The organism is Pseudomonas sp. Irchel 3A5, assembly GCF_900187575.1.
In the GTDB taxonomy this organism is placed as follows: Bacteria; Pseudomonadota; Gammaproteobacteria; order Pseudomonadales; family Pseudomonadaceae; genus Aquipseudomonas; species Aquipseudomonas folii.
Genome location: NZ_FYDU01000004.1, coordinates 53693 through 65903 on the forward strand (window position 1 = coordinate 53693; position 12211 = coordinate 65903).

Annotated in this window: 10 protein-coding genes; 3 read left to right on the plus strand and 7 right to left on the minus strand. The window is 57.3% G+C overall.

Annotated features, from left to right (window positions below; genetic code table 11):
- Positions 1-39: 39 nt before the first annotated feature.
- From CKW31_RS07190 to CKW31_RS07200, 3 genes are all read left to right on the plus strand, one after another.
- Positions 40-1758 (plus strand): DUF4344 domain-containing metallopeptidase, encoded by a 1719-nt coding sequence (locus CKW31_RS07190; protein ID WP_095093682.1) that lies wholly within the window; start codon positions 40-42, stop codon positions 1756-1758.
- 306 nt (positions 1759-2064) lie between these two features.
- The gene (locus tag CKW31_RS07195; RefSeq protein WP_141230121.1) at positions 2065-2535 is read left to right on the plus strand and encodes a hypothetical protein; all 471 of its coding nucleotides are present in this window, start codon (positions 2065-2067) and stop codon (positions 2533-2535) included.
- Between the two features lie 106 nt (positions 2536-2641).
- Positions 2642-4381, plus strand: a complete 1740-nt coding sequence (locus CKW31_RS07200) for a DUF4344 domain-containing metallopeptidase (RefSeq protein ID WP_176469815.1) — start codon at positions 2642-2644, stop codon at positions 4379-4381.
- Positions 4382-4657: 276 nt separating this feature from the next.
- On the opposite strand, the gene CKW31_RS07205 is transcribed toward CKW31_RS07200, so the two are convergent.
- The 7 genes from CKW31_RS07205 to CKW31_RS07235 are packed head-to-tail and all read right to left on the minus strand — an operon-like array spanning position 4658 to position 12156.
- Positions 4658-5659 (minus strand): aromatic ring-hydroxylating dioxygenase subunit alpha, encoded by a 1002-nt coding sequence (locus CKW31_RS07205; RefSeq protein WP_095093685.1) that lies wholly within the window; start codon positions 5657-5659, stop codon positions 4658-4660.
- A complete protein-coding gene (locus CKW31_RS07210; protein ID WP_095093686.1) occupies positions 5656-6795 on the minus strand; it encodes a hypothetical protein in 1140 nt (379 codons plus the stop codon). The genes CKW31_RS07205 and CKW31_RS07210 overlap by 4 nt, the downstream gene beginning before the upstream one ends.
- The gene (locus CKW31_RS07215; RefSeq protein WP_095093687.1) at positions 6792-7946 is read right to left on the minus strand and encodes an ATP-grasp domain-containing protein; all 1155 of its coding nucleotides are present in this window, start codon (positions 7944-7946) and stop codon (positions 6792-6794) included. Before CKW31_RS07215 ends, CKW31_RS07210 begins: the two co-directional genes overlap by 4 nt.
- Complete coding sequence (locus tag CKW31_RS07220; protein ID WP_095093688.1) at positions 7934-9292, minus strand: F390 synthetase-related protein; 1359 nt, start codon at positions 9290-9292, stop codon at positions 7934-7936. Before CKW31_RS07220 ends, CKW31_RS07215 begins: the two co-directional genes overlap by 13 nt.
- A complete protein-coding gene (locus CKW31_RS07225) occupies positions 9282-10136 on the minus strand; it encodes an MBL fold metallo-hydrolase (protein ID WP_095093689.1) in 855 nt (284 codons plus the stop codon). Before CKW31_RS07225 ends, CKW31_RS07220 begins: the two co-directional genes overlap by 11 nt.
- On the minus strand, positions 10133-11140 hold the full coding sequence (locus CKW31_RS07230; RefSeq protein WP_095093690.1) for an NAD(P)-dependent oxidoreductase: 1008 nt from the start codon (positions 11138-11140) through the stop codon (positions 10133-10135). Before CKW31_RS07230 ends, CKW31_RS07225 begins: the two co-directional genes overlap by 4 nt.
- Complete coding sequence (locus CKW31_RS07235; protein ID WP_095093691.1) at positions 11140-12156, minus strand: beta-ketoacyl-ACP synthase 3; 1017 nt, start codon at positions 12154-12156, stop codon at positions 11140-11142. Before CKW31_RS07235 ends, CKW31_RS07230 begins: the two co-directional genes overlap by 1 nt.
- Positions 12157-12211 lie beyond the last annotated feature (55 nt).

Consider the following 12211-nt stretch of genomic DNA (forward strand, 5'->3'; position numbering starts at 1 on the left):
GTGTATGCCATGTAGAAGCAGAGGAACTACCCATTGACGATGCTGACTATTGCAACCCGTGTCTCGGCGCTCTGGAAAAATCGCATGCTGCGTTTGGCGTTCACTGCCACTGCGTCAGCATTTTTGTGGCAACCGCTGGGTGCATTTGCCGCGCCGACAGCACCCGCGCCTCCCTACCCCATTCAGACTGCGGATGACATCGAAAACCTGCTCAATCTTGATGAGCGAAAAATCATTCAAGAAGGCTTGATCTGGAGCGGGGTTTATACCGGCGGGATCGATGGCAACTTTGAAAAGGACACCCGTGACGCTATTGCGGTAATCCAGAAACAGTACCAACAACCCGAAACGGGTCGGCTGAGTACTAAAATAGCCGCGCGTCTGTACCAGTTAGCCCAACACTCAAGAAATAAATTCGGCTGGGAAAGCTATATCGACCCGAGGACGGGCATGACGCTTTCCTACCCGGAGATATTACTCACAGCATCCCCCGACCCACGCACCGGAGCGATGGGCTTTGTCTCCGACGACAAGAAAATAGTGCTTCAGATGGTCAATCAGGTTGGGGTCCAATTTGACGCTCTCGACGCCCTTTATAAGCAAACGACTGAAAACTCAAAGTCAAACATCACTTATAAGCTAAAGAACGAGAACATGTTCGTCAGCGCCGGGGAGCGTGGTGCTGTTAAACACTACAGCCGTTACGAGCAACGAGGGGATGAGATTCGTGGTTATGACCTGATATGGTTCCACGAGCGTGATATAGAGATGAAAATTCTATCCCCCTTGATTGCCAACAGTTTCGCATTCGGCACGCTCGGGACATCAGACCCCTTTCTTAAACCTCACGGGATAAAGTTTCCTCATTACCCCTACTTGGGGGATCTTTCTCAGGAAATAAAAAAACAATCCGTCGCCACCAAAGCTTCATCTCTTGAAAAACAACCTCCGGTCAAAGCCACTGCCGATGGGCTTGGTCCGCGCTTTTCGTATTCTTACGAGGAGTTCACAAGTGGAAAAGCTGTAGACGCCTATCGCGTGGCACGCAAGTCTGAATTGCTGAGAAGCAACGTCGCAATCGCCGCGCTGGATGGGATGTTCATGACGCAACATCCTCTGCGTTATATCGCCAGACCTTGTCGCGTGGATGCGGACTACGAGCCCGAGGAAGCCGCAGTTTTCCTGTGTTATGAGATGGTCGACTACCTTATTCGCCAGGCTAAATCTCTCTACGTCGATAAGGATCCGGCATTCCAGCTTCAATACATTAAAGCCAGACTGCAGCTTATTCTTCTGCATGCGACAGGCCATGCGCTCATGGACCTCTTGAAATTGCCACCGCCTATGAACGTAGAAGAAGCTGTCGATCAACTGGTCGCCACCCTGATTCTGCTGGGTATGAAAAATGAGGACGATCCTGAAGAAATCACGCACATGCTGGCAATGAACGCGGCCGGATTCAAAGCCGATCCGTCAGTACAGCCGGCTTACACCCGCGACTATTTTTCCGAAAAACACGCCTGGAATGAGGAACGTTATTCCAACGTGTTGTGCATGATTTATGGCAGCAACCCGAAGAAGTACGCGTCGATTATCGATCAGCAGTTGCTTCCAGAATCCAGATCAGCAAGTTGCCGAGAGGAGACGCCAAGGAAATATGAAGCATGGGTGGGCTTTCTGTCGCCATACCTGGCACCGCGTTATCAGAAGAACATCAGCGGTTCAGTTGATCACGAGGATGCGCAGACGCAGAAATAAGCATCGAGTTCTTCATCCATGCACGCCTGGCGGCGACTTGCCTCACCCGTCAATGCCAGGAGAACCAATAGCGCGTTTGACTTGAGCATCACGCTATCCTCACGGCACCATTGAAATAACGCTTGTTAACGTTAGTTGTTAGCACACTCGCTATCGCGGTACCTATAGTACGGATGTGCTATTGGAATTTTATCGTTTCCCCGTACATTGCTAATAACCAACCTCTGCTATTTCTGCCGAGAGCGTGATTTCGCGGCCGACATTAGAAGCCGCCGACAGTGCAGCAATTAAGGATAACTACGGAGTATGGCTACTGCATCCGTCTGGATAACAACACCTCGTAAAGCCTCAGCAGGCTTCATGGTGTCACTTGTACTTCTGGTACTGCCCGCCGGCGTCCATGCCAGCGGGCAACTGCCGCCGAGTACGCTCGAAGACCGCACGTTGCCTAGCGCTGCCGCCTGCCGTGCTTTCCTTGAGGCGACCTGGCGAACCGATCAGCAGAAAGCCGATCCGCAGCCTTTGCCCGGTGATAACGGATCGAGGCAGACGTTGATCTACTCCGACGGTGTGGTTGCCATTGATGACAAACACCTGACTTATGACGTTGAGGAAGGCTGGCAATTCCGACGGCTGCTGCGCGATATAAATATGAATAGCATACGAACTTCCTACAGTTACGAAAAGCGAAGTTACAGGTGCGATGACGCTCATCTGACGGGCACGAGTATCAAAGGCTACGCACTGGAAGGCTATGAAGACCTGCCTGACAACTGAACTGAACGATGACGAACTTACTTAATCTGGCGAGCGCACTTCAGGGGCTATTCCATTGATGATAGGGACCGTAGCAACCCGCTCCTCGACGAGCTGGAAAAATCGAATGCTGCACGTGGCATTCATCACGACCGTTGCAGCTTTGGGCTGGCAGCCTGCAAGTGTGTTAGCGGGTGTCGCCGCCCCCGCTAACCCCTACGCCACCCAGAATGCCGACAACACTGAAGGCTCGCTCAATTACGATGAGCGAAAGCTGATCCAGGAAGGCCTGGTCTGGGGCGGGTTTTACAACGGCTGGATCGATGGTCAGTTTGGCAAAGGCACCCGGGACGCCATTGCAACTGTTCAGCAGCAATACAAGCAACCTGGCACCGGGATGCTCAATGCAGATCTCGCGGTGCATCTGGGTGGTCTGGCGCTGAATAACCGCACGAAGTACGGCTGGACGACCATCACCGAGCCCAAATCCGGCGTGACCCTGGCCTACCCTTCAAAGTTGCTTACCAGGACCACCAATCCGGAACCGAATTTCGTCAATATTGATTCTGAAGATCGAAGTGTTTCGATCCAGCTATTACGTATCGATAACGTCAAACCCGACGCCATCGACACGCTGTACAACGACCTGACCGGCAACGGTAAATCCACCGTCACTTACTCGTTCAGAAAAGGCAGTTTGTTCATCATCTCGGGTGATCGCGGTACCGGCAAATACTACAGCCGCTATGAACAGCGTGGTGGCGAAGTCCGTGGTTATGATTTGGTCTGGAGCGGCAGTCGGGACGCGGAAATGCAGCCGATCTCGGTATTGATTTCAAACACCTTTGAACCCTTCGACACCCCTCGCCAGAATAGAGAACCTGACTACTCCTACCTTGTCGGGCTGGCCCAGGCTGCCAATAAACAAACCGGCGGCAACCCGCCTCCAAATAACGCACCCGCACAGCAACCCGTCCAACAACAACAACAACAACAACAACAACCTGTACAGCAACAACCCGCTCAACAGCAATCCGCTGCGCAGGACACGCAAAAAACCGATGTCTCGGACGGCAAGGGCACGCGGTTTTCCTATACCTATCAGGCCCCCCGTGATGCCCGGTTGGAAGATGCTTACCGTTTTACACGCAAGGCCGACCTGCTGGTCGGTAACGTAGAAATTGACGCCATGGACGGCATGTTCATGATGCCTCGCCCTCTGCACTATGTGGCCATGGAGTGCGGGATGGTGAATGCGTTCTACAGCCCGAAAGACTCTGCGGTGTTCCTCTGCTACGAGATGGTCAACTACCTGCTGCGTCAGGCCGATGACCTGAATACGAACAACGACCCGGATTTCCCGACCGATTACGTAAAGTCCAACCTGCGTTTTATTCTGCTGCATGAAACCGGCCATGCATTTATCGACTTGCTGAACCTGCCCTCCACAGGGCGTGAAGAGGACGCGGTCGATCAAATGGCGGCGACCATGATTCTGTTTCACGTCAACCGTGATGAGACACCTGAACAGCTGACTCGCGTACTGGCGATGACGGCGACCTGGTTCAAAAACAATGCATCACTGCAAAATGGCAACACGCACAATGACGCGTTCTCGGATGAGCACTCCTTGAATGAACAGCGTTATTACAATCTGCTCTGCATGGTTTACGGCCGTAATCCTCAGGAGTACGCGTCAATTGTCGATCGAGGGCTGCTACCGAAGTCCAGAGCTGCACGCTGCCCTCAGGAAACCAGCAAAATCGTCTCGTCGTGGGCGCGATTATTGCTGCCGCACTTTGCACCGCGTTATCAGAAGGACGCCAACGATTCAATCAATCGCCAGGATTCTCAGAGTCGGCAGTGAGTCTTTTCAACTACATATCCTGAGATCTCTACCAGTGGGAGATTCTATGCTTGTCCGCAAGCTGATTGACGACGTGGGACCGGCTTTAGCCGGGAAAGCGGTGTTCCTACGGATGAAAATTCAGCGTCTGTCCCGGCCTCTTCCCGGCTAAAGCCGGTGCCACGTCATCATTGACTCCTGCGGGATTCATTCGCGAAGGGGCAGGTACATTCGATGCATCTGCGTCGTCAGGAATACCGCCTTCCCGAATGAATTCGGTCCTGGGATTAGGTCGCTTCACAGCGAAATATCAAATGAGCGCTCGTCAAAAACCAGCGGCTGCCCCTGCTCAAGCAACTGCCTGATGCCCGGCCCCAGCAAGTCTTGTGGGCCATCCAGGGGCGTGGCCGGGTATTGCTGGAAGCGACGTCTGTTGGCACTGACCTGCACCAGAATCTGTCGGTCCTGGCGCAGGATGACCTTGAACGCCTGCCGCAATACGGCACGTTTCAGTACGGCGGGAATTCTGCCCCGCGCAGTCGCCACTCGCGCAAAGACCCGCAATTGACCTTCAGCGCAGGGCGTCATCCAGGCACTGACCAACAAATTGAGGCGGTCATTGCCATCGCGGTACTCGATCTCCGAGAGCCCCGGCAGGCGAAAACGCCCCATGCTCTCGCCCCGCTGCCCTTCGAACAACCGTGAGATAAGCCCTGACTGTTTGCCCTCCTCGCTGTAAATCGCTTCGATACCGTCGTTGAGCGGGCGAACACGGGCTGAGACGCGTTGGCGCTGCTTGTCATGACGAATCCAGCCCGCATGAACAAAATGAGTATGAAATCCGTCCAGGAAATTCTCCGCTGCGTCCTGCAATGAGCACTGCACTTGATCCGTCATCCAGAACGTATCGAGTTTCCGCCCCTGCTCGGCCGGGGCAACCGGCAAATCATCCGGACGCTGGTCACTCAAGCAGACCCACACCAGGCCATGGGCTTCGCAGCAGCCCAAGCTGTTCAGCAATGCTTTGCCGGAGGGGGGGTGATCAGTGCCGGGGACCCGGGTGCACCGACCGTCCGCGGCAAACCGCCAACCGTGATAAGGGCATTCGATATGTCCATCGTGAACCCGGCCCTGACTCAACGGTGCAAAGCGATGCGGACAGCGGTCCGGCAATGCGGCTGCATGTCCATCGTCGGCGCGGAACAGCACCAGAGGCATGTCGTGAACCTGACACGCCATCGGTGCTTTTTTCAGTTCGTGGCTCAGCGCTACCGGCCACCATTGAGCAAGGCGATTCACAGTTTGAGTTTTCTCATGAGGGGCACACCTATCCCATGCAGCAGAACACTGAGCAATCGCCATATCCAGCGACGCCCCCAAGGTAAATGGGCGACCCTGATCAGGCTGTACTCGATCTGCGGCTGCCCCCCGCGCAAGCGTTTGAAACCTGCGGCACCGGAGCTGAAATTCAGTATGGTACGGCGCTCGGCGGCTTCCAGCAGGCACAAACAGGTCAATTGCCGGTACAAGCCGGTCTTCTGGGGCAACCCGGTGTCGTATCCCACAATCGGGGTGCTGAGCGTCGCGTCATTGGCAAACCAGCCCAGCGCGCCGTCGATACGGCCATCCGGGTTGCGCAGAACGCGTATCTCCAGCCAGCCCTCTCGTTGACCACGCTGCATCCAGCCAGCGCTGTAATGCGGGTTGAGCCGACAATACTTGTCCAGATACAGCATGCTATACAACTGCTCTATCCGAACAAAGTCACTGTCGCTCAGAGCAGAGCCAGGCACTACTTCATAAGGGCTGCGGCGCAACAGTGTGCGGTCGAGCCGGGTGTTGTGATGCCGGAGGAACGGCGCATCCGCTCCGCTCCGGCCGTCGAATACGTACACCTGTCGGCTAGGGACACTCAGGAAGCCGAGCCCTCGCAAACGCTGTTTCAGTTCGCGGTTGCTGAACTCATTGATCGAGCGAAAACACAGCGCGTGATCGGGAAATGTTCGCTGTAAAAAAGCGCTGATCTGCGGCAGCTCGTTCAGATCCCAGTCAGCAGGATACAGATTGGTCGACAGCAGCCAGTTGTTGACATGAACCAGCTTGTCGACTTTGGCTGCGCTCAACAAGGTATCGACGCCCTGGGTCAGTGCGCTCAGTGGTCGGGTCAGCCACGGGCGGCCAATGCGGTTGAGTTCTTCGCGGGCGTAACCGCTGTAGGCGGTACGGGGCGACACCACATAGCAGTTGTCTTCAGGGTCGTGTCCATCATTGATGCTCACCGCAAGCTGCTGCGTCCCGGTGTCCAGCAGCGCCATCCGAGTGCTGACATTGGCAATCAGTCCTGTCTCGCTCCAGCCGCGGACGTATTGTCGGGCTGGACTTTCGTTGGGGGTCACCGGTTCCTGAAGAAGTTGCTCCTGAAACAACAGCCTCATCGCGGCGGCTCCCCTAATGCTTGCCCGTTCCACTCGATGTCTGCGGTGGATGCGGCCAGCACCCCGCAGCGGCGCGAGGCAGCGCGGCAGAGGATTTCCCCCAGGCTCAACCATTGGGCGGCCAGCGGCAGGACATCACCTTGCTGAACGATCACGTCGCGGGCCAGCCGGTAATCGCGCCAGAACGCCGCGCTCAATGCACGTGACGGCGCAGCCAGTAAAAGCATCGCCAGCGCGATCATTCGTGGTTCCTGGGTAGGCTCAATCACGCCACTGGATGCTTCGCCAAGGCTGTTCACCAGCGCCTGACGCTGATTGTCGAACAGGTGCACGCCACTGGTGGCCCGCGGGTTGCACTCCAGCACATGGAAACGGCCTGCTTGATCTTCAATAAAGTCAAAGCCGACCTGTCCGGTATAGCCGGTTTCACGCCCGAACTGCTCCAGGAATCGACGCACAGGTTCGGGCGTCGCAGGCGCAAAATAGATCCCCGATCCCCGGCCCACACGGTAGCGCGGCTGGTAGACGCTATGCGCGCGCAACTGGCCATTGATCAACACGCTGAAGCTGCAAAACTCCCGCCCCTGAATAAACCGCTGCGCAACCCAGGGCGCCTCAATACTGGGCTGGACTTTACTCAACTGCGTCATGTTTGGCTGAATCAGGGTTTGCGAAGCGAAACGCGAATAAGCCGGTTTGAACACCCACTCCTCAGTCTCCGCGCTCAACGCCAACACAGACGGGTAATCCGTCAGCAGCCGGGTTTCGGGGGTCGACAACGTCCAGTCCTGAATCATGTCCGCAAACTGGCCCTTGTGATGCAGCCGATGCAGCAGCGCAAAATCACTGGTCAGCACCCGGCACAATGGCCCGAGGCGCGCCAGACCATGGGACAGATAGAACACTTCTTCGCAGGTTGGCAGCAACACGTCGATACGTTCTGCCTTGATCACGCTGGCCAGCGCTTCGATCCAGCCTGCGGGGTCGAGTCTGGGCTCGGGTAAACGAACGAAGTGGTGTACTGAACGACTGAAACGGCTCAGCGGCTGACCCAGCGAATCCCCCACGCTCACGGTCCAGCCGGCCTCGTTGAAGGCCCTCGCCCACTCCAGACAGGCAGGTGCACGAGCCCCCAGAATCAGTACGCGCATGGCAGCCCCTCAGGCAATTGCAGGAGTTTCAAACGTCGGCGTTTGACGTGCGGGGGCGGCGCTTGCCAGTGACCGAAGATGAACTCCGGTGGACGCATGCCCTGCCCGGCACATAACTGGTGAAGGTTTTCGCTGATAGCCTTGCACAGCGCGTCATGATCGCCGTAGGCCTGAATGTTGATCTGCCAGTTCAGCCTGGTCTGATGGATCTCATATTCCTGCAGCTTAGCGCCATGCATTAGCAAGGTACGGCGCAGGACATCCGGATACAGCGCCCGCAACTGACGTCCCGCCACATCAGGCAGCCAGAGAATGTCGTCGGCACGCCCCTCGATAGCGGCAATGGCCCTTTCGACCCGCCCGCAAGCGCAAGGAGCCTCACTGACCCGCAGCACGTCGTTGAGCCGATACCGCACGATCATCTGCGTACGTCTGGAGAAGTCGGTAATGATGGGCTGAAAACGGGTGTGTTCGGCGTCCAGCCACTCCGGCTCAATGTGCAGATGGCTTTCATTAAGATGCAAAGTCCCCTGCTCGCAGGTGTAACCGAGAAAGCCTTCGCTGGCCTGATAAATCTGCTGCGGCATCACCCCGAAGGCTTTGAGCACGGCATCTGCATCCGTGCTTTCAAGCACCTCGGCCACCGACAGAATATGCGTCGGGCGTATGGACAAACGCCCGTTCAATGAAGCTTCAGCCAGACCCCGCAACACCGTCGCCGGGGCAACAAGCACATCGGGATTCTGCGCCTGCAGACGTTCAAGTGACGCCTCGAGCCCCCGCGTCAGATCGTGAAACACGAAGTCGATACGGCGACTGCTCAACGTGGTGTACAAACGGCTATTGGCCCGCAGGAAAAAAGCGATCCGCAAAGGCGCTTGCCAGAAGCACAGCAGACGGGGAAGGAAGCGGCCCGGCAAGGTCCTCGCCAGTAGAATCCCTGCCCAACGCTGACGCTCAAGAGAACTGACCAGAAACACGCCCTGGTTACCGGACGTGCCACTTGAAAGCCCCACGGTTATATCGCCCAGCGTGGGGCTGAAGTCGCGGGATTCTTCTGCCCGCCGCGCAACTGGCAAGACCTGATCCAGACCAAGACCGCGAGTGTTGTACGCAGCAAAGTCGCTCATCATTGTCGCTTTGTCCATCAGCGGAAAGTCCGCCAGATGCGTGTACTGATGGTCTTTGAAGCGCTCGGCTGTCGGCAACACATCTTTCAGGAAATGCTTCAACTGTTGAGCCTGCCACGCCTCCAGTTGCTCTCGTCGAGTGAACCGCAAGCGATAGCGACTGTTGAGAAAACTCAGTGCGCTGCGCAGCTTGCCGATCAAGCGTTCATTGCTCATTGCTGAACGCCTCCCAGGCATGCGTGCAGTGCGAAGGCAGCACCGCCACGGCGGGTTCTCGCCGGATCAGCGTGCCAAGGTTGGCGTAGGTCTGTCGGTATTGTCTGGCGTCGTGACCGGCAAACCACAGCGCGGGCGCCGCCGGCAGTCGTTCTGCGCGACAAGCGGGCACAGACCAGCAGGCATCGGCCACCAGAAATACCGGGCGCCCCTGGGCATCGGGGATGAACAGACCCAGTTGGCCATGGCTGTGTCCCGGTAGCGGCACACCGATCAGGCTGCCGTCACCTAACAGGTCGAGGCCATGGGTGAAGGGGGCCATCCATTCCGGTAAGGTTGCTTGCCTGCAATGATCGGCAAGGGTCAGCCGACTGGCGAAATCATCCGGCAACAAGCCAGGCAAATGGCCGCCTAGGGTGGCCCGCCAACGCGAACCGCGAAGGCTTTCAATGTGCTGCCGATCAGCATCAAGAGCAATGAATGAAGCCTGATTGAAGTCTCGCAACCCGGCGACATGATCGCCGTGAAAATGCGAAATGATCACTGTGCGGATATCCTCCGGCTGAATGCCGAAGCCCTTCAGTTGGGCGAGCAATTGCTCCTGAACGGGCAACTGCACCGGCACCGCTGTGCGATACAAACGCTCTGGCAGGTCCTGGGTAGCCTTGAAGAAATGTTCGGAGTAGCCCGTGTCGTACAGGATCCAGCCTGCGACGGGATGGCGAATCAGCCCGCACAATGACGGGAAGCGCGTCGGCGCCCAACGAGCGCTGCGATCTGCCATGCATGCCAGGTGTCGGCACCAACCGGCACGCAAAACGTTGAGGCTGACCGTCCGGCTCATTGTTTGATGCCCTGTTGCGCAAGCCACCATTGGGCATGCTGGCGAATGCCCTCCTCCTGAGTGATCACCGTGCGGTAACCCAGATCGTTGCGTATCGCGTCCAGATTAAGGGTCTGGCTGAATGCAAGCACTCCAGCACCATAGCGAGTCAGTAAAGGTTCGCCGCTTTGCCACAGGCGAGCACTGGTTTCGAAGGCCAGCGCTACGGCATCCACGACCCGCCATGGCAGGCGTCGGGTTCGCAGCGTCAGCTGAAATTGTTCGGCAATGCGTTGCAGCAGATCTTCAACGGCCAGCGGCGTACCGTTGCTCACGTTGTAAGTACAGACCGGGCGCGGTAACGGTTGATTGAGGCTCAGTTCCACGGCGTGTACCAGATTGTCGATGCAGGTCAGGTCCAGTTGAGCCCTGCCTCCGCGCATCAGCGGTATGTGCCCGCGCTGCATGACACGCAACAGGCGCGGCAATAACGTACCGTCCCACGGGCCGAATACCGCGCGCGGGCGCAAAATCACCGCCTCGGCAAGACCCGCTTCCAGCACCATCGTTTCGGCCAGCGCTTTGGTGCGCGCGTACTCGTTGACCGGCGCAGGCAAAGGTTCGTTTTCATGGATGTCGAGCCGGTCACGAAAGGCAAAGTACAGGCTGGGCGTCGAGAGGTGTACGAGGCGCTTCACCTGATTGACGCGGCAGGCGTTCAGGACCTCTTGAGTGGCCAGCAGATTGGCTTGGGCAAACGCTTCTGTCGTTCCCCAGGGCGAGGACAAAGCCGCGCAATGGACGACTGCCGTGCAGCCACGCGTCGCCTCGATCAGCGCGCTCGCTCCCGCTGGAGAACCGTGCTCAAGCGCAAGCCACTGAATCGCGCCAGGGCTATGGCGAATGACATCCGCCGCTGCTGCCGCGTTGCGACCGCTGAACAGCACTTCACAGCCTTGGGAGGCAAGTCGCCAGACGATATGCCGACCAATGAAACCGGTACCACCGGTCACCAGAGTTTTCATCAATACTCCAGGATCATGCCGCCGATCGATAACCCTGCACCGGTACCGATCAACATCAGGATCTGTCCGCGCTGAATGCGCTGGTCTCGAATCGCAATGTCCAGCGCCGTTGGCAGTGAGGCGGCCACCTGATTGCCGTGATGAGCAAAAACGTCGATGACTTTTTCCGGGGCAAAACCCAGACGCCTGGCCGCATGCTGCATGGCTTGCTGGCTGGCTTGATGAGGGATCACCCAGTCGATCTGGTCTTGAGTCAGCCCGGCCTGATCCAGCAGATCATTCATCAACGTGGGCAGGTGCTTCGCGGCAAGACGGAATACACCTTTGCCCTGCATGGAAAAGCTGGTCAAAGGTTCGAACGGGATATCGATACGGCGTGGATGAAAGCGCGATCCACCGGCCGGGATCTGGCATAAATGGGCCCCCTCGGCAAACGTCTTCAGGTTCGAAGCGATAATCTTCGCCCCGCCCTCGCTCGCGCACAGGACAACAGCCGCTGCACCGTCGCCGAAAATGCCGCTGACCTCTACTTGCTGCCAGTCCAGCCCGCAGGAGGCGATATCGGAGCAGACCAGCAGAACGCGCCGGTAGCGGCCTGCAACGAGGGGCCATGACAAGGTGTCGACGGCGGCAATGAACCCCAGGCAACTGGCATTGATGTCCATGGCGGGAATGCCTGAGTGCCCCATGCCCAACTCTCGTTGCAACAATGCGGCGTTGCAGGGCATGCCCTGATCCATAGTGCCACTGGCGCAGGCGATCAAGTCGATCTGGTCCAGCTCGATGCCGGCGGCCGCCAGGGCATTTCGCGCGGCAGCCGCGCCCAGGCTTGCAGCCGTTTCCGCGCAGGAAGCGACATGCCTCTGCACAACCCCGCTGATCTGCTCGACGCTGCCCGCCGCCAGACCCAACTCATGATCAAGGGCGATGCTGGTGACTATTCTGTCCGGCAGCGCATGGCCGGAACCGAGAATAGTCACACGCCTTGGGGGCAAAGCCAGCGGTGAAGTGTGCATTCAAATTCCGTTTAGAGAAGATCATTGTATTGACACTTATACGGGGTGATTACCG